Source organism: Paraburkholderia sp. WS6 (assembly GCF_030464835.1).
Lineage (GTDB): Bacteria > Pseudomonadota > Gammaproteobacteria > Burkholderiales > Burkholderiaceae > Paraburkholderia > Paraburkholderia madseniana.
Window position 1 is genome coordinate 86,873 of sequence record NZ_JALQCK010000035.1, and the last position, 18,874, is coordinate 105,746.

General features: G+C 57.8%; 14 protein-coding genes and 1 pseudogene. 4 read left to right on the forward strand and 11 right to left on the reverse strand.

Going from position 1 to position 18,874, the window contains the following annotated elements; all coding sequences use genetic code 11:
* Positions 1 to 140: 140 nt before the first annotated feature.
* From panD to aceF, 5 genes are all read right to left on the reverse strand, one after another.
* Complete coding sequence (gene panD, locus M0D64_RS32200) at positions 141 to 548, reverse strand: aspartate 1-decarboxylase (RefSeq protein ID WP_266260781.1); 408 nt, start codon at positions 546 to 548, stop codon at positions 141 to 143.
* Positions 549 to 623: 75 nt separating this feature from the next.
* Positions 624 to 1,457 (reverse strand): pantoate--beta-alanine ligase, encoded by an 834-nt coding sequence (panC, locus tag M0D64_RS32205; RefSeq protein WP_266260782.1) that lies wholly within the window; start codon positions 1,455 to 1,457, stop codon positions 624 to 626.
* Positions 1,458 to 1,702: 245 nt separating this feature from the next.
* A complete protein-coding gene (ilvB, locus tag M0D64_RS32210; RefSeq protein WP_266260800.1) occupies positions 1,703 to 3,436 on the reverse strand; it encodes a biosynthetic-type acetolactate synthase large subunit in 1,734 nt (577 codons plus the stop codon).
* A gap of 96 nt (positions 3,437 to 3,532) precedes the next feature.
* Positions 3,533 to 5,272, reverse strand: coding sequence for a dihydrolipoyl dehydrogenase (gene lpdA, locus M0D64_RS32215; RefSeq protein WP_266260783.1), 1,740 nt, complete (start codon positions 5,270 to 5,272; stop codon positions 3,533 to 3,535).
* A 128-nt stretch (positions 5,273 to 5,400) separates the two neighbouring features.
* Positions 5,401 to 7,035 (reverse strand): dihydrolipoyllysine-residue acetyltransferase, encoded by a 1,635-nt coding sequence (aceF, locus tag M0D64_RS32220; RefSeq protein WP_266260784.1) that lies wholly within the window; start codon positions 7,033 to 7,035, stop codon positions 5,401 to 5,403.
* A 268-nt stretch (positions 7,036 to 7,303) separates the two neighbouring features.
* Here aceF and M0D64_RS32225 point away from each other — a divergent pair, with 268 nt between their 5' ends.
* Positions 7,304 to 7,831, forward strand: coding sequence for an Lrp/AsnC family transcriptional regulator (locus M0D64_RS32225; RefSeq protein ID WP_266260785.1), 528 nt, complete (start codon positions 7,304 to 7,306; stop codon positions 7,829 to 7,831).
* Positions 7,832 to 8,045: 214 nt separating this feature from the next.
* On the opposite strand, the gene mdeB is transcribed toward M0D64_RS32225, so the two are convergent.
* Complete coding sequence (gene mdeB / locus M0D64_RS32230) at positions 8,046 to 10,760, reverse strand: alpha-ketoglutarate dehydrogenase (protein ID WP_266260787.1); 2,715 nt, start codon at positions 10,758 to 10,760, stop codon at positions 8,046 to 8,048.
* Between the two features lie 842 nt (positions 10,761 to 11,602).
* Positions 11,603 to 11,995 carry a nuclear transport factor 2 family protein gene (locus M0D64_RS32235; RefSeq protein WP_266260788.1) on the reverse strand — a complete coding sequence of 131 codons (393 nt, stop codon included), beginning with the start codon at positions 11,993 to 11,995 and terminating at the stop codon, positions 11,603 to 11,605.
* Positions 11,996 to 12,442: 447 nt separating this feature from the next.
* Between M0D64_RS32235 and M0D64_RS32240 the strand changes: the two genes are divergently transcribed.
* The gene (locus tag M0D64_RS32240) at positions 12,443 to 13,480 is read left to right on the forward strand and encodes a methyl-accepting chemotaxis protein (protein ID WP_266260790.1); all 1,038 of its coding nucleotides are present in this window, start codon (positions 12,443 to 12,445) and stop codon (positions 13,478 to 13,480) included.
* 103 nt (positions 13,481 to 13,583) lie between these two features.
* A complete protein-coding gene (locus tag M0D64_RS32245; RefSeq protein WP_266260791.1) occupies positions 13,584 to 14,285 on the forward strand; it encodes an IS6 family transposase in 702 nt (233 codons plus the stop codon).
* 678 nt (positions 14,286 to 14,963) lie between these two features.
* On the opposite strand, the gene M0D64_RS32250 is transcribed toward M0D64_RS32245, so the two are convergent.
* Positions 14,964 to 15,983 carry a helix-turn-helix domain-containing protein gene (locus tag M0D64_RS32250; RefSeq protein WP_266260793.1) on the reverse strand — a complete coding sequence of 340 codons (1,020 nt, stop codon included), beginning with the start codon at positions 15,981 to 15,983 and terminating at the stop codon, positions 14,964 to 14,966.
* 541 nt (positions 15,984 to 16,524) lie between these two features.
* Between M0D64_RS32250 and M0D64_RS32255 the strand changes: the two genes are divergently transcribed.
* Positions 16,525 to 16,719 carry a hypothetical protein gene (locus M0D64_RS32255; protein WP_154567754.1) on the forward strand — a complete coding sequence of 65 codons (195 nt, stop codon included), beginning with the start codon at positions 16,525 to 16,527 and terminating at the stop codon, positions 16,717 to 16,719.
* A 212-nt stretch (positions 16,720 to 16,931) separates the two neighbouring features.
* Here the strand turns inward: M0D64_RS32255 and M0D64_RS32260 are convergent.
* The 3 genes and pseudogenes from M0D64_RS32260 to M0D64_RS32270 form a co-directional block, all read right to left on the reverse strand.
* Positions 16,932 to 17,347: pseudogene (locus tag M0D64_RS32260) on the reverse strand (DDE-type integrase/transposase/recombinase); the annotation flags it as partial.
* Positions 17,348 to 17,423: 76 nt separating this feature from the next.
* Complete coding sequence (gene ltrA, locus M0D64_RS32265; protein WP_266260795.1) at positions 17,424 to 18,677, reverse strand: group II intron reverse transcriptase/maturase; 1,254 nt, start codon at positions 18,675 to 18,677, stop codon at positions 17,424 to 17,426.
* A partial coding sequence (locus M0D64_RS32270; protein ID WP_266260797.1) for a hypothetical protein occupies positions 18,670 to 18,874 on the reverse strand: 205 nt, incomplete at its 5' end. The genes M0D64_RS32270 and ltrA, both read right to left, overlap by 8 nt.

Genomic DNA, 18,874 nt, shown 5'->3' on the forward strand with positions numbered 1-18,874 from the left:
TCCATCAAGGCATAGCAGTGCATCGGCGGTGGAGATATCGCGACGAGTTACCATAGCCCGCACCAGAACAAACTCCTCCCTCAACCGAGCAACATACCGATTTCTCATTTTTGGAGCGTGTAGGCTTGTTCGACCGCAGGCTAACGATCTGCGGCCGTGGGCCACTTCCACCTTTGGGTGGGCACATGATCATGGGTGCCCTTGATGCGGTTGCTTTCGTCGACGAAGACCAGATCCGGCTTCCAGCCTGCCTCCAATTCGGCTTCATCGACCGACGCAAATGCAGCAATGATCACCGGATCGCCCAGCTGCGCCCGGCGTGCTGCTGAGCCGTTCAGCGAGATCATGCCGCTCCCGCGCTCGCCCTTGATCGCGTAGGTCGAGAAGCGTTCGCCGTTGTTGATGTTCCAAATGTCAATGCGCTCGTTCTCGACGATGTTCGCCGCTTCGAGCAGGTTTTCGTCGATCGCACACGAACCTTCGTAATGCAGCTCGCAGTGGGTCACCGCCGCGCGATGGATCTTCGACTTCAACATGTTGCGTTGCATGTTCAATCCTTTGCCTTTGCTACGATTTTCGCCGCGTTCGCGCGTTCGCGCGTTGGCGCTCGCGGCGGCGAATCCTCAGATTTCGAGGTTGTCGATCAGGCGTGTCGCGCCAAGCTTCGCGGCGGCGAGCACGACGAGGGGCGCATCCAGTTCATGCGCAGCGGGCGCGAGCAGGTTCGAGCGCTTGCGAATCGCCACGTAGTCCGGCTTCCAGCCGGCCGTGGACAGCGACACCATCGCTTCGTGCTGCAGCATTTCAAAATTGCGGTTGCCCGACAGGACACGCTCGCGCACGCGTGCGAGCGCGGCCGCAAGCATCGGGGCTTCGGCGCGCTCGGCCGGCTGCAGATAGCGGTTGCGCGAGCTGAGTGCAAGGCCATCGATGTCGCGCACGGTTTCGGCAGCGATCACTTCGGTCGGCAGCGCGAACTGCTCGCACATTGCCCGTACGATCATCAGTTGCTGATAATCCTTCTTTCCGAACACGGCGACCCGCGGTTGCACGCATGACATGAGCTTCATTACTACCGTGCAGACGCCCGTAAAGAAGCCTGTGCGGAACTCGCCCTCGAGAATGTCGCCCAGATCGTGCGACGGATGGACGCGGTATTCCTGCGACTGCGGGTACATCTCCCTTTCGGTCGGCGCGAACAGGATATAGACGTTCTCCTTCTGAAGCTTCTCGATGTCCGCTTCGAACGTGCGCGGGTATTTGTCGAAGTCTTCGTTCGGGCCGAACTGCAGACGGTTAACGAAGATGCTCGCGACCACCGGATCGCCGTGCTGACGCGCAAGGCGCATCAGCGACAGATGACCCTCGTGCAGGTTGCCCATGGTCGGCACAAAGGACGTTCGGTTCTGTCCGCGTAACTGATCACGCAGGTCATTGATTGAGCTGATTACTTTCATTACTTCGGAAATATTTTGATGCCGACCCAAAGGTTTGGCCGGGATTTCAATCGTGTGGACTCGCGGCAGGTGTTGACGCAGAGACAGCGTCAAACTGGCCACGCGCTCTACCCGGGGGTGGACGACTCACGCCATTAACGGCCACGGTCGATGCGTCACCGCTCGATCAGCAATTCTTCATTTCGGTCTACCATCTTCGTACGGCATTCAGTCACGTTGTTCTCTCGCAATCGGCTCGCCGAGAGCTAGACGTCGCCCGAACTCATTAACATTTCCGTCAAGCCGGAGCCGGCGCGCACCATCGGCCATACGTTCTCAGACGGATCGATAACGAAATCCAGGAATATAGTCTGGTCTTTCATAGACATTGCTTCCCGCAGTACCGGTTCGACCTCTTCTGGTCGCTCGATGCGATAGCCAACATGACCATAGGCGCGCGCAAGGGCGGCGAAGTCCGGCAATGCGTCCATATAGGAGCTGGAGTATCGGTCCCCGTAATGCACGTGTTGCAATTGTCTGACCATGCCGAGAGACCCGTTATTCAGCGACACGATCTTCACACCAAGGCCGTACTGCTTGCACGTTGAGAGCTCCTGGATGCACATCTGAATTGAGCCATCTCCCGTAACGGTCACAACATCAGCGTCGGGAAAAGCACGCTTAACCCCCATCGCGTAGGGCAGTCCAACACCCATGGTGCCGAGCCCCCCGGAGTTGATCCAACGACGCGGCTTGTCAAATGCATAGAGTTGCGCAGCCCACATCTGATGTTGTCCAACATCCGAGCATATAAACGCGTCTCCGCCCGTGACTTCCCAAAGCTTCTGAATCACGAATTGCGGCTTGATGACCTTATCGCTGTGGTCGAAAGTGAGGCAGCGCCTCGCACGCCACGTATCGATCTCTTGCCACCATACCTCGCGTCCCGAACGATCAACTGGTGCCTCGCCCAACATGGAGATGAGCGAGCGGAGTACCGACTTGACGTCGCCGACGATCGGCACATCGACGCTAACACGCTTGTCGATCGTTGCTGGATCGACGTCAACGTGAATGATGGTCCGGGTGGCCGTAAGGAAATCCGATGTGTTGCCGATCACGCGATCATCAAATCGCGCACCCAGCGCAATCAGGACGTCGCTATGCTGCATCGCCATGTTGGCTTCGTAAGTGCCGTGCATACCCGGCATCCCTACACATCGGGCATCAGTACCGGGAAACGCGCCGAGCGCCATCAATGTATTCGCGACGGGCGCGTCGAGCGCGTTCGCCAGTTTTGTGATTTCATCACTTGCGCCGGAGGCAATCGCCCCGCCGCCTACGAAGATGCATGGACGACGGGCAGCTCGCAGCGACTCTGCCGCCCGACGGATCTGTCCAGCGTGACCGTCCTTATGCGGCCTGTATGACCGCAACGAAACACTCGCGGGGTATGAGAACACGGCATGCGCGAGCAGAACATCCTTAGGAATATCCACGACGACGGGGCCGGGGCGTCCCGTGCTGGCGATATGAAACGCCTTCCTGACGGTTGTGGCGATTTGCTCAACGTCGAGGACGAGGAAATTATGTTTTACGATCGACCTTGTGATGCCGACGGCGTCGCACTCCTGGAAAGCGTCTTTTCCAATCGCGTCGGTGGGAACGTTTCCCGAAATAACGACCAGGGGGATGGAATCGAAATAGGCAGTTGCGATGCCCGTAATGGCGTTCGTCACGCCCGGGCCCGACGTCACCAGTGCGACTCCGACTTTGCCCGAAGCACGTGCGTAACCGTCTGCGGCGTGCACGGCGGCCTGCTCATGACGCACGAGCATGTGAGTAATCGACCCACTCGTCAGTAGCGCATCATAGACTGGCAATACCGCGCCTCCCGGGTACCCCCATACCGTATCGACGCCCTCTTCCCCTAGCGCTGACACGACAATCTGGGCGCCGGATACTTTCACCGGCGGCTTGTGAGGAATAGGCCTTGTCATGGCAATATTCTCGATCTCGGGTACTGGGAATTTCACTGTTCTCTCCGGGCGATATCTTTCCATTACATCTTCTCGACGAATCTTTGTTCCCGAGTGTCAAATTTTCCTGGGCGGGGGCAGATCGGTGCAGACGCCTTCGTACAGTTCTGCGGCCATCCCCATTGACTCTCCGAGCGTCGGGTGCGGATAAATCGTTTTGCCGATATCCGTCGCGTCCGCGCCCATTTCGATCGCGAGGCACACTTCGCTGATCAGGTCGCCAGCATTTAGGCCGACGATGCCTCCCCCGATCACCCGATGTGTCTCTTCATCGAAGAGCAGCTTCGTGAAGCCTTCGTCGCGGCCGTTGGCGATCGCGCGGCCCGATGCGGCCCAAGGGAATTTGGCCATTCCGTACTTGACGCCTTCGGCCTTGAGCTGGTCTTCCGTCTTGCCGGCCCACGCCACTTCCGGATCGGTGTAGGCCACCGACGGAATCTGCAGCGCATCGAAGTACGCCTTCTCGCCATGCGCCACGTCGGCGGCGACGTGCGCTTCGTGCACAGCTTTGTGCGCGAGCATCGGCTGGCCGACGATGTCGCCGATCGCGAAGATATGCGGCACATTTGTGCGCATCTGCTTGTCGGCATTGATGAAGCCGCGATCAGTCACCGCGACGCCCGCCTTGTCCGCGCCGATCTTCTTGCCATTCGGGCTGCGGCCCACGGCAACCAGCACGAGGTCGTAGCGTTGTGCTTCGGCCGGCGCCTTCTCGCCTTCGAACGAAACGTAAATGCCGTCGTCCTTCGCTTCGGCCTTCGTCGTTTTGGTCTTCAGCATGACGTTCGCGAAACGCTTGCTGTTGTATTTCTCCCAGACCTTGACGAGATCGCGGTCAGCGCCCGCCATCAGCCCGTCAAGCATTTCGACAACGTCGATCTGCGCGCCGAGCGTGGCATACACCGTCGCCATTTCGAGACCGATGATGCCGCCGCCGATCACGAGCATGCGCTGCGGAATCTGGCGCAGTTCGAGCGCGCCGGTCGAATCGACAACACGCGAATCTTCAGGCATGAACGGCAGCTTCACCGCTTCCGAGCCCGCGGCGATGATCGCCTGCTTGAACTTGACGAGCTTCTTGCCGCCTTCGGTCTGCACTTCCACGTGATTCGCACCGACGAACGCTCCGGTGCCGGTCACGACATCAACTCTGCGCGCCTTCGCCATGCCGGCGAGGCCGCCCGTCAGCTTCTTGACGACGCCTGACTTGAAGTCGCGCAGCTTGTCGAGATCGATCTGTGGCTTGCCGAACGTAATGCCGTGCGAGCCGAGCGCTTCGGCTTCGTCGATGACGAGCGCGGTGTGCAGCAGCGCCTTCGACGGAATACAGCCAACGTTCAGACACACGCCGCCAAGCGTTGCATAGCGCTCGATGAGCACGGTCTTCATGCCGAGATCGGCCGAGCGGAACGCAGCCGAATAGCCGCCAGGACCCGAACCGAGGACGAGCGTGTCGCATTCGATATCGGTGCTGCCGGAGAAGCTGCTGACCTGCTGCGCGGGTGTCGGTGTCGGTGCGGACGCCGTCAGCTTTGGAGCGATCGCGGCGGCATCCTCTCCAGCCCCTTCGAGTAGTACGATCAAGGTGCCTTCGGAGGCAGTGTCGCCCACCTTTAACTTGACATCTTTGACGACGCCCGCAGCCGGGCTGGGCACGTCCATGGTTGCCTTATCCGACTCGAGCGTTACAAGCGATTGCTCTTTTTCGACGCGATCGCCGACCTTCACCGCGATCTCGATCACGGATACTTCTTTATAGTCGCCGATATCCGGCACTTTGATTTCTACAACTCTCATGTAGAGCCTTTGCTATTGTGCGAGAACGACGCTCGAACGAATCCAACGCCCTGTTCGCAGGCATACGTTAGTTCGCAACGGGCCCGAGCCACGGTGATGTCCAGCTTCAGATCGCCGACGCAATCTTCCTAGAGGAGCATTCGTCTGCAATCGGTAAGCAACGAGACCAGATAGGCGTTGAAGCGACCGGCTTCGGCTCCGTCCAATGCTCTATGGTCGAACGATAGAGAGATCGGCAAGATCAGGCGCGGCACGAACTGCTTGCCGTCCCACACCGGTTTCATCGCACCGCGCGACAACCCGAGAATCGCAACTTCAGGCGCATTGATGATCGGCGTGAAAGTCGTGCCGCCAATGCCGCCGAGCGACGAGATCGAGAAGCAGCCGCCCTGCATCTGGTCCGGCTTCAGCTTGCCTTCCCGCGCAGCCTTCGACAGATCGGCCATTTCCGTTGCGATTTCGACGAGGCCCTTCTGGTCTGCATTGCGGATCACCGGCACCACGAGACCGTTCGGCGTATCGGCGGCGAAGCCCACGTTGTAATACTGCTTGAAGACGAGGTTATCGCCGTCGAGGCTCGCATTGAACGTCGGGAATTTCTTCAACGCGAATACGACTGCCTTGATCACGAACGCGAGCATCGTGAACTTGACGCCTGCCTTCTCGTGTTCCTTGTTCAGCTGGACGCGCAGCGCTTCGAGCTCGGTGATATCCGCTTCGTCGTTGTTCGTGACGTGCGGAATCATGACCCAGTTGCGGTGCAGGTTCGCGCCCGAAATTTTCTTGATGCGCGACAGCGGCTTCGGATCGATCGGGCCGAATTTCGCGAAATCGACCTTCGGCCACGGCAGCAGGTTCAGCTCGCCACCGCCTGCGACAGCCGGCGCACCCGCTGCTGGCGCGGCACGTTGGCCGGTCATGACGCCCTTCACGAACGCCGTGACGTCGTCCTGCGTGATACGGCCCTTCGGACCAGTACCCTGCACCTGCGACACGTCCACGCCGAGTTCGCGTGCGAACTTGCGCACCGAGGGCGACGCGTGGCTCGGGAGGGCACCGCCCACGCCAGCCGGGATCAGCGGCGCCTGCGCAAGCGCGGACGGCGAAGCCGGCGCCGGTGGGGGGGGCTGCGGCGCGTCGGACGGCTTTTCGACTTCCTGCTTCGGCGCCGGTGCAGCGGCCGCCGCGGGAGCCGGGCCGCCTTCCGTCTCGAGCAGCACGATAACCGAGCCTTCCGACACGTTATCGCCGACCTTGACCTTCACTTCCTTCACGACGCCGGCGGCTGAGCTCGGCACATCCATCGTCGCCTTGTCGGATTCGAGCGTGACAAGCGACTGCTCCTTCTCGACGCGATCGCCCACCTTGACCGCGACTTCGATTACCGGAATGTCCTTGTAATCGCCGATGTCCGGAACCTTCACTTCCTGCACGCCATGGCCGTTCGTGGCGAAAGTCGCTGCAGGGGAGCTCGCCGGTGTCGGCACGGGTGCAAGCGATTCGCTGCCGGCGCCCGGACCTGCTTCTTCATTTTCGAGCAAGAGGATTAAAGCGCCCTCGGAAACGGTTTCGCCCACCTTGACCTTGATTTCCTTGATGACGCCCTTGGCCGAGCTCGGCACTTCCATCGTCGCCTTGTCCGATTCAAGCGTGACGAGCGACTGCTCCTTCTCGACGCGTTGCCCCACCTCAACCAAGATTTCGATTACAGGAACGTTCCTGTAGTCCCCAATATCTGGAACTTCTATTTTTGTAACGCGCACATTCGTCTCCGACAACTAGCGTTTTGATAGTTCGCATCAAGCTTTCAAACCTAACTAAAATATCTCCCGATATTTCCATCTGTTGTCTCATTCCTCTATATGAACGGCACAGCTGATGATGTTCACGAAGCTCCAGCATGTGTGGTGTCCACAGGGTTACTGAGCTTACATGGAACTCAAGAGAATGAGCGTCTGATTTCTGTTGCACAAACACTGCTCGATAGTGTAAATATCCTAAGTAGACACTCATACGTAGGGAGCTTCGTTCATGTCATCACCGTCCAAACGTCTCGACCGGATTGACGTAGCAATCCTGAATCAGCTCCAGAGGAACGCACGGATCACGAACGCTGAACTCGCGCGCGCAGTCAATCTTTCTACGACTCCATGCTTCAATCGAGTGAGAAATATAGAGAAGCTTGGATTGATCAAGCAGCAAGTGACGCTGCTCAACCCTGAAGTGTTAGGTCTCAACCTGAACGTCTTTGTAAGTGTGAGTCTTGAGCGGCAGGTCGAGGCTGCACTGCGGACTTTCGAAGAGGAGATATCTGCTAGGCCGGAGGTGATGGAATGCTATCTGATGACCGGCGACGCAGATTACCTACTTCGTGTTGTTGTACCCAATACCAAGGCATTGGAACGTTTTATCCTCGAACATCTCACGACGATCAAGGGGATCTCTAACATTCGTTCGAGCTTCGCACTCAAGCAGGTACGCTATAAGACGGCCCTCCCGTTGCCAGCAAACGGACTGACACTGTCCGATGAGGATCCGACGACCGAGGAATGGCTATAGATATCAGTTCGGAAGTCTGTTGCGCATTTGAGTGACGGCGCGGAGCTCTCTATCGAGCAACGACGCAATTACGCATGCCATTTGTTCGTCCGAAAGATCGTGAGTCGACGGCCTATCCGATAGAAGTGCGCGTTGCCTGCAATCCGTGCATCGTGTGATCCCGGGAATCACTAAATGCGCAAGCAACGCCCACACGCCCCCACTGGTTCCGCGCTTATACCAACCACGGTGCATACTGCCCGCTCTGACTCCTTCCGTACTTATTGATCGCCTGTCGTACGGTGTCTGGCTCCTGAATTCCATCGTCGGCGAGTGATTTCAACGCTGCGATCACAATCGACACTCGATCCACTTCGAAGAACGCGCGCAATGCCTCGCGTGTGTCGCTGCGTCCAAAGCCGTCGGTGCCGAGCGTGACGTACCGACGCGGCACGTAGGCACGAATCAGTTCTGGTACTGCCCGCACATAGTCAGTCGCGGCAATCACCGGTCCACGCGATGCCGCGAGCGCCGAGGTCACATAAGGCGCAGCGTGGTCATTGGGTTCGAGCAACCGCTCAGCGCGCTCCGATGCCACGCCGTCACGATGCAGTTCAGTAAAGCTAGTCACACTCCACACGGCCGATTCAATATTCCAGTCGTCTTTCAACATGCGCGCTGCGGCCTGCACTTCCCCGAGAATTGCGCCTGAGCCAACCAGTTGCACCTGTGCGATGTCAATTGCTGCCGGCTCGAGTGCGTACATGCCCTTCAGGACGCCTTCACGAACGCGATCGACGTCTGCTGCAGGCAACGAGGGCTGCGCATAGTTTTCGTTCATGACGGTCAGGTAATAGAACACATCATGTTGACGTTCGATCATCTCGTGCATGCCTTCGTCGACAATGATCGCGACTTCATACGCGAACGCCGGATCGTAGGCGCGACAGTTAGGCACCGTTGATGCCGCGAGATGGCTCGTGCCGTCCTGATGTTGCAGGCCTTCACCGCCGAGTGTCGTCTTGCCTGCCGTCGCGCCAATCAGGAAGCCGCGAGCGCGCTGATCGGCGGCCGCCCAGATCAGGTCACCGATGCGCTGGAAGCCAAACATCGAGTAGTAAATGTAGAACGGCAGCATCGGCAGATCGTGCACAGTGTACGACGTTGCCGCTGCGATCCACGACGACACGGCCCCCGCCTCTGAGATGCCCTCCTCGAGTATCTGACCCCCAGTGTCTTCGCGGTAGTAGAGCATCGAGCCAAGGTCTTCCGGTTCGTACAGCTGACCGAGCGGCGAATAGATGCCTACCTGACGGAACAGGTTCGCCATTCCGAACGTGCGGGCCTCGTCCGCGACGACGGGCACAATACGAGATCCGAGTGACGCGTCTTTAAGCAAACTGCCGAGCATGCGCACGATCGCCATCGTGGTCGACATCTCCTTGTCGTTCGCCTCCAGTGCGAATTGCCCCCACGATGGCATGGCCGGCACCGTCGGCGTCTGCGACGCCGTCCACCGCCTTCTGGGCAGGTAGCCTCCCAAGGCAGTCCGACGCGCGTGCAGATACTGCATCTCGGGGCTGTCGTCCGCGGGTTTGTAAAACCTGATCTGCTCGACGTCCTGATCGGACAAAGGCAAACGGAAACGGTCGCGGAATGCCTTCAATTGTTCGACGTCGAGTTTCTTCTGCTGATGCGTCGTCATGCGCCCTTGGCCGATCGCGCCCATGCCAAAGCCCTTCATCGTCTTCGCGAGGATTACGGTCGGCTGGCCCTTATGCTTCAGTGCCTTGTCGTATGCCGCGTGCAGCTTGCGCACATCGTGACCGCCGCGACGCAGGCGGTCGATGTCGTCGTTGCTCAGGTGCGCGGCGAGCGCGGCCAGCTCGGGGTTCTGCCCAAAAAAACGCTCACGGTTATACGCGCCGTCGTTCGCGGAGAACGTCTGGAACTGCCCGTCGACGGTGTGTGCGAACGCACGCAGCAACGCGCCGGTGCGGTCGCGTGCAAAGAGCGCGTCCCAGTCCGAGCCCCAAACGACCTTGATCACGTTCCAACCCGCGCCGTTGAATTGCGCTTCGAGTTCGTCGATGATGCGGCCATTGCTGCGCACCGGCCCATCGAGCCGTTGCAGATTGCAGTTGATGACGAACACCAGATTATCCAGCCGTTCACGGGCCGCAAGCGACAAGGCACCAATCGATTCGGGTTCGTCCATCTCGCCGTCGCCGAAAAAGCCCCACACCTTGCGGCCTTCCGTCTTGAGCAGACTACGGTTCTGCAGATAGCGCATGAAGCGCGCCTGATAGATCGCGTTGATCGGTCCGATACCCATCGAGCCCGTCGGAAACTGCCAGAAGTCCGGCATCAACCACGGATGCGGATACGAACACAAGCCTGGACCTGCGATTTCACGCCGGTAGTGTTCGAGATGAGTTTCGTTCAGGAAGCCTTCGAGAAAAGCCCTGGCATACACGCCAGGCGACGAATGCGGCTGGAAATAGACCAGATCGCCGCCTTGAGCATCATTCGGGCCACGAAAGAAGTGATTGAAGCCCACTTCGAACAAGTCCGCCGCCGACGCATAGCTCGCGATATGGCCACCGAGCTCGCCGTAAGCGCGATTTGCCCGCACCACCATCGCCAGTGCGTTCCAGCGCAATGCGGCGGCGAGTCTCTCTTCGGTGTCGAGGTCGCCCGGATACGGAGGCTGCTGCTCGACGGGAATCGAGTTCGCATATGGCGTGATGTTCATGCGTGCCGTTGCGACTCCATTGGACGACGCATGCGCGGCCAGCCTGTCAAACAGATACTGAGCCCGCTCAATTCCCGCGTGCTGGACGATGCCATCCAATGCAGCGAGCCATTCGGCTGTTTCCTGGGGATCGTTGTCAATACGCGCTTGAGAGAGGGCGAGAATCGAATGAGTACCCGTTGATAAATCCGTCATGTTGCAACTCCGAAACGAGAGCGATGCTGTAATCCAGTGGGAATGCGTAAACAGGTTACGGGGGATGTCGCAGAATGTGTGGCTGTATTTGTGGAATGTGATCAGCTAAGGCATGCGATCTATCCTGCGAAACTCCCGAACTCCAGAATTTCTTGCGGGTCCGGACTCATACGTAAGTGCGTGAAGACCGATACGAAGTGGACGCGACACTGAAGTTAGGCAGTTGTGGGACGCGCATGTCTCGCTGGGCGTTCCGGCCACGCAGCCAACACGGCCGTCTAACCCCACCCAACGATGGGCAGATGCGAATACGCGAGGAGCTGGCCGACCATACCCGTTGGACTTCTTCAGGTCCTATCCTGCGTGTTGCAACAGTCCCGAAATCGCGTCGGAATGATTTGCCACAAGCCGGACCAAGGACAGTCCGTTGTCGACTTGAATGACATGGGTTTATGTTGGTCGCGAAACATCGCTCGCTGCCATGCATGCGATAGAACGTGTTAGTGCGCCGCTGACGGTCCGTCAGCTGAATAGTATTTTCGAAGAATCGTAATTCTCGATTCGCGATGTTTCGCGGACGGAAGTACGTACCGCATGGCCGCACTAAGACCGTATTGCGGAATGCTCCATGCACAATTCGACGCAGGGTTTGCCCTTCAGATAGGCACAGACACGTATGTTGATCTGAACGCATGGAACCGCGTATTGTGGGTGGCTGGCGGTAACGGTCCGACGGCTATCGAGCGACGCGGCCCAGCCGTCGATGGAAACGGCGACGGCTCCATTCACAAAACCGTATAACGTCCTGCCCTGCGCCACTTGCGGGTGACACGCTGACAATCTCACGTTGTTGCGGAATTGGATGAAACATCAGCCGCTCCAGGAACGACGTGAGTACTGTCGAGATATTCGTGGATCCGGACCACTTGCCCGTCTCTCACCGTCATGAATATTGCAACCGGGATATTAAGAACCTCTCCGGATTTCATGACGACCTCCGCTTCATATCGCTGAGCAAGACTATCGCCAGTTACGTGCCGCTCCAAAACCATGTACTTGAAAGATCCTAGTTCGTTGAGCATGACGAACGTATCGATGTTCTCTTGCTTGGTTTGGACCCGGCCCGTAAAGTTGTGCCATATGGTGACATCGTCTGCAAGGAGTTGTTCGACCGCTGAGACATCCCCCTCTTCTCTTGCGGCGAAAAATCTGCCCACGATTTCCTCGGTTGTCATGCTTCCTCCGCGTTGACTTTGACTTGGCGAACTGAAGGTCGAATCATCTCCATGCCGAGAGCTTACGGGGGATTTCGCAGAATTTGCAGCTGTATATAGGGTATCTGGCTAGTTCACGTATGTCGTTTCTGCTGCAAACCCCTTGATCCATGGAATTTTTCTACCGTCGGCAAAGCGGTGCGACGAATTCTGGTGGTGAGACCGGATCTTGCTCCCATGCGCGAGCGCGATGAAATTACTTTGTGGCGGATGCTCAGACGATTTCGATGGTACCGATGCTCGGCTAGCGTATCAGTGGCAGGGATGCCGTAGATGTTGTCGAATTATCAAATGGTAGAGAGGAATACGCATTAAGTGCATCTGCGGTCGCGATTAACGCGCCGATGTCAACAGGCCCGATCCTTGCATTACCGGAAAGGTGTTGACCCATCTACCAAGGCACGATCAATGTCGAATCCACAAGAAATCGTTGAACTTACACACAGCGTGAAAAAACTCGCGACGAACAAGATATCAGACATCAACGACATCAATAGAGAAACCACGTTTCTCGCGCTCAATGCGCTGATTGAGGCGGCGCGTGCCGGCGATGCCGGCAAGGGATTCGCCGTCGTAGCGAACCAGGTCAAGCACGTGTCAGCACGAATTTCAGACATTACGACAGTACTCAACAAGGAACTCGCAGGTTCGTTGTCGAAACTGACGGAATTGGCCGACGGTATGATCGAGCGTCTGCGCTCACACGAGGGGCAGCGATGCACCGATCTAGCGCTGAATATGATCGATATCATCGACCGGAACCTGTATGAGCGATCATGCGACGTCCGTTGGTGGGCCACCGATTCGGCTGTAGTCGACTGCCTGGCCAATCGAAATGCCGCGGCTCGAGAATATGCTTCCCGTCGATTGTCAGTTATTCTGGACAGCTATACCGTTTATCTGGATCTCTGGATCGTAGACGCTGGAGGGACCGTGGTGGCCAACGGTCGCCCAGGTACCTATCCCGTCATTGGCAAAAATATTGCCAATGCCAGATGGTTCATGGACGCAATGAAAACCGCGTCGGGTTCAGATTTCGTAGCTGCGGACGTGGAAGCGCTCCCGCAGTTAGGAGGTGCACACGCAGCTACCTATGCCACGGCAATTCGTGAACGCGGCGCAGTGGATGGTCAACCATTGGGCGCCCTCATCATTTTTTTCGACTGGACACCACAGGCCGCCGCAGTCGTTCGCGGAGTGCGCCTTAGTGATGACGAGTGGGCGCGAAGTCGCTGCATGATCGTGGACTCGACGTTTCGCATTATCGCAAGCTCCGACGCAACGGGAATTTTGAACGAACCATTCCGACTCACCACTGAGGGAAAGCCACGCGGATCTTACCGACTATCGGACGGGCGGACAGTCTCCTTCGCATTGACACCTGGGTATGAAAGCTACCGCGGGCTAGGTTGGTACGGTGTCGTGATACGGGCGCCGACTGCCTGACGTCGCCCTAGATGCTATGTGGGAGGGCATCGACAGAAAGGGTTTTGTTGCAATAAGGCGTTCTGGTAATCTGGCTCAATCGAAATGGTTGCGTGGGTGAAGAATGAAGACGATGGATCCGGGTGTGGCACACGTGCTTAAACGGCTACACTATCCGCTGGAGGTGATCCTGACCTGCGTGCGTTGGTACGTCGCCTATCCGCTTAGCTTACGTCATCTCGAGGAAATGATGGCCGAGCGTGGGATTGCGGTCGATCATTCCACAGTGCACCGCTGGGCTATCAAGCTTCTGCCCGTGCTTGAGAAGGCGTTCCGCCGGTGCAAGCGAGCTGTCGGCAAGATCTGGAGGATGGACGAAACCTATGTGAAGGTTCGGGGCGAATGGAGGTACCTCTACCGGGCCGTGGACAAGGAAGGCAACACGGTCGACTTTCTTCTGCGAGCCAGGCGGGACAAGGCCGCTGCCCAGCGCTATTTCGAAAAATCGATCCGGCAAAACGGCGTACCCGAGACGGTGACGATCGACAAAAGCGGAGCCAATCTGGCCGCGCTACACGCGGTGAACGCCGAGCGCGACACACCCATCAAGATTCGTCAGGTCAAGTATCTGAACAACGTGGTTGAGCAGGACCATCGGGCGATCAAACGCGTCATCCGACCGATGCTCGGATTCAAGGACTTCCGTTGCGCGCGTGTCATTCTGAGCGGCATCGAGATCATGCATATGATCGCCAAAGGGCAGATGATGCACACTGGCAAAATAAAGCCATCTGCAGCCTGCCAGTTCTACTCATTGGCAATGTAAGTAATCCTAACCATATTGCCTTTGTACAACTCAACCGCCTTACCGCGACAGAACCCGCCGAACTGTGTCGCGAACATGGGACGACGATCCTGCTGGCGATGCTGATGATGATGGGGCAAACCATACCGGTCTACGCGATCGTCTACTTCATGCCTAGCTATGCGACTCGCGTGATGCACATGCCCGCCGTCATCGGATTTCTGGCTTCCGCGTTGTCTGCGCTGCTGCTGGTCGTCATTCCGCCGCTGGCCGGCCGTCTCATAGACAGTCTGCCTCGCCGCAAACCACTGGCCCTCCTTGCCTCTGGATGCACGGCGCTTCTGGTCTATCCGGTCTTTCTGGTGATTACCCGTGCGACCAGCGCGCTGCCTATCCTGTGCGGCGTCGGGCTCATTAGCACAATGGTGGCGTTCGGCGCCGGCGCGGTCGCCCTGCTTGTGCTCGAAGCGCTTCCTGCACGGGTGCGCGCCAGCGGCATGGCCGTTTCGCATGCGCTGCACGTCGCCTTGTTCGGCGGCACTGCTCAATTCATCGTGACGGCATTGATCAGATGGACCGGCGATCCCATGTCTGCAGCCTGGTATGTGGCGCCGGCGTGTGTGATGAGCTTCTGTGCGCTGACGCTTTTCAAGGAACGGCGCCTCGAAACCTGAACCGCCGCGTGCGCATTGACGCCTATCACTGGGTCTGAACTATCTTGTCAGCTAGAGCCCGAAAATCCTGCGGCGCCATGTCGTAGGCTCGCCGGAAGGCGCGCGTAAAATCAGACGCACTTTTGAAGCCGAGTCCGTAGGCAATCTCTATCACCGCTAAGTGCGGATACCGGATCAGTTCATCGGCCGCATGGCGTAGCCTCAGGTGGCGGATATAAGCGCCAACGCCGCCTTCATGCTGAAACAGGCGATAGATGGTCGGGCGAGGAAGTTGAAGCGCATTTAACACACTTTCGGGGGAGAGTTCATCTTCAGTCAGGTGCGCCTGAATATAGCGCCGTACCTGACCGAACATGGCTGCCCGGGCTGCAGCGCGCGTGTCGCCGCTCAGGCGCGCCTGTCGTCCAAACGCTGCGACAAGGAGCTTGGCCGCCGCGCGTATGGCGCCGTCCGCCTCACCGGCACTCATGCATGCGATCGTCCGACTGAGCGCCGCAACGTGTTCGATGATCAGTCGCTCGAGCGGCGTCGAACCATGGAGCACACGGCCGTGGATGGCCTCCGGATCAGGAAAGACCTCCTGCACAAACTCGCCCGGCACGAAAAACGCGATCACCCTGCATGCTTGGCGTTGCATTCGAACGGGTTGGTTCATATCCAGTGCAAGGATGCTTGCGGCTGAGGGTGTGGGATCGCGCCGCGCAGTGCGCACGGCGACGTTCTCAACTCCGCCCTCCAGAAACACATGAAAGACGAAGTCGCGTACCCGGTCTGTCGAGATCCGGGCCAGTGAGCGCTCGAGCACAATCAGGTCCGACCGGCAATCCGTAAATACAAGCTCGCCAACCTGATAGCGGTCAATCGACGCTTGGAACGGCCTCTCCAGGTCAGATCGCGAGGGCAGCACGTCAACAAGGTGACCGACCCGATCCCGCCAGGCGAGCAAGCGCCGCTGTGGCGCTTCCCCCCGCACGCTGAAGTGACTGTGGGCAATGCCGTGCTTTAGCGGACGGCAGACATCAACCGTGGGTGCGGGGGAGCTCATGCGAAGAAGTTCGTTACTGGAATGTGCATGGACGTCTTCTTGAGTAGACGTTTTGGGAATTTAACCGAAAATCTGCCCGGCGTGAATTTTTCGAAAAACGGGTCTGGAATTTTTCAGGAGCTGACACGCACGGTCAAACCTGCGCGTACAGGTAAGAGTATGTTGAGTGTCAATTGTGGGCCGCAGTTCGCCAAGAACCAGCCATTGGGTCGTGCAACACAAACGACCCTTCGTGGCCGGCAAGCGTGCGCTCGCTCACCGGTTCCCTTCACAAGGGAGACACGACGATGAAGCAAGCGCTTAATCGGTGCCGCATCTTTGGAAGTGCGCTACGGCCAATATGTCCAATATGCGGGACACCCCGAATTGCCGTACTCCTGAACCTCCTTCTACCATCAACTCCCCGCTGCATATCGCAGCCAAATGCGCCACTGGTAATGCGTGGCCGCAAGCGAGCGCTATAGCCTGGCGGGCACGGCACACAAGCCGGTAGCCGGCGCATTCCATGTACAGCGCCTACTCGAACTCTCAGGAGACAGGTATGCTCAGCCCCCATGAATTTGCGACATTGATGCTCGTCAAGGACTGCGTCGAACAGATTGCCGACCGGGACGAACTTGACACGTTGCTCGAACGTCAACTGCTCGACATGGAGCAACTTGCGGGTGGTGCCGTGCTCCCTCGCGTTACGCAGGACGGAGATGCCCTGCTTCGTACCCTCGCGCGAATTCACTGACACGTCGGACCGTGTGAGCCCGCACGCTCGGTGATATGCGGGATTGATCGTTCTCCCAGGCCCTTGCCGCGGCCCCAGGATTTCCGAAATGTTCTTGAGGAGATTGGCATGCCTCGCGAGTCCGAATGGGTCAAATTCGTGCTCCACGACGAATTCCGGTTCTGTCGCAGTAAGGAAATTAGGAAGAGTCGGGACGGAACGGAGAGGAATGCTTATTTCGCAAGATCGTAGAACTGCTCGGCGACTGAACGATGCCGTCGACCGTCACTCTTCATCTGTCCTTTCGCTATCATGTGCATGAGTTCGATACCGCCTAAAATGACGCGGGCGCAACGAAAGCTCTTGAATCCTAGCATTGGCCGTACGATGCGTTTGATCGCTCGATGGTCCTGCTCGACCACGTTGTTCAGATACTCGATTGTCGAATTTTGATCGGCACTTCGCGATCAGCATTGATCGAATTTAGCCCTGCGAGATTCACCCCGCTCTTGTCGATCGTCACCGTCTCAGGTACGCCGTTTCCAAAGATCGCCTTTTCGAAATTGCGCCGGGCCGCGGCCTTGTCCCGCCTGGCGCGGAACAGGAAGTCAACCGTGTCGCCGGCCTTATCGACGGCCCGATACAAGTGGTAAGTAGGCCCGGGGAGTTTCGCCCCGAACCTCTCGCAGAACCGTACGTGACACTCTCGCGTCATACGGCTCCCGTTATCCAACCGGTCCTTCGACGACACGCCAGTGGACAAACATCCGCGGCACGGACTTTTTCATCTTGCGGAGCCATTCCACACTACGGCGCCTGTGGCCCGACAGTGTCTTATACTTGCGTCTGGCCCATTGCTCAAGCCTTCCGTCAACGTATTGGAAGAGCTCGTGCATCGCCGTCTGATAGAACGCACCGTAGTAGTTCCACCACCCTTGCATCGTCAGGTTACATTGCTGCGCAAGGTCATCAAGTGTCGCTGGTGTCCGACGATGTATTCGCCAGCCCCGCACTTTTTGCCGCATCCGGTTCAATGCATCTTTGCTCACCGCTGGCAGGAAACTGGTAAATCGCCGGTTGTATTTGCTGGATGCCACTCTTGGCCTGAACGTAAAGCCAAGAAACGTAAACTGTACGTTCGGATACACATGGGTACGGTTGCTATCTTTGCAGTACACGATCTGCGACTTCTCCGGATGCATTGTTAATCCGCACTCATCCAGTCGTGATGCGATCTCTCGCATCAGTTCTTCTGCCTGTGCCCGACTGCGGCAATGAACCACCGCATCATCGGCATACCGAGCGAAAGGAGAGTGAGGATAAGTTCGCTCCATCCAGAGGTCGAACGCATAATGCATGAACAGATTCATCAGGATGGGGCTGACCACTCCGCCTTGCGGAACGCCCCGCGCCCGTAGCAACTGGGTTCTATCCGCAGTCTCGAACGGCGCAGTTAGCCACCGCTCGATGTACAGCAAGATCCAGTCTTCCTTGATGTGACGTCGCACCGCCTTCATCAACAACGCATGATCGATCTGGTCAAATGCCGCCTTAATGTCAAACTCAACGACCCAGTCGTACTGCCAGCAACGCTTTCGCGTGACGGCAATCGCCTGTTTTGCCGACTTGCCCGGCCGGTATCCATAGGAATCTTCATGGAATATCGGATCGAGCACCGGCTCAATCATGAGCTTGGCCACGCTTTGCGCAACTCGATCAGACACAGTGGGCACGCCCAACTTCCTGGTGCCGCCCTTGGCCTTTGGAATTTCAACCTGCTTAACCGGCGGCGGGAAGTACGACCCCGACGACATCCGGTTCCACAGCTTGTAAAGATTTCCCGATAAGTTCTGCTCGAACATGGCGATCGTTTCATCGTCCACGCCGGCAGCGCCACGGTTAGCCCTCACCAGTTGATACGCTTCCCACACCATACGCTTTGCTATGCAATAGGGTTTTGTTGATGTCACGTCACTCATCCCCGCAATGCAGGTTGGCGACCTTCGTCAACCGGATAACGCCGCCCCTTCGCTCCACCGTCATTACAACGGCTTCAACACTACTACGGGCAGCTCCGCCCCTCACTCTGGCATCGGTATTCTTTCTCATGGTGTCTGCCACTTCCGAGTAGACGAGGAGGTTACCCTCCTCGCCCCTCACAGACCCGGACGAGCCC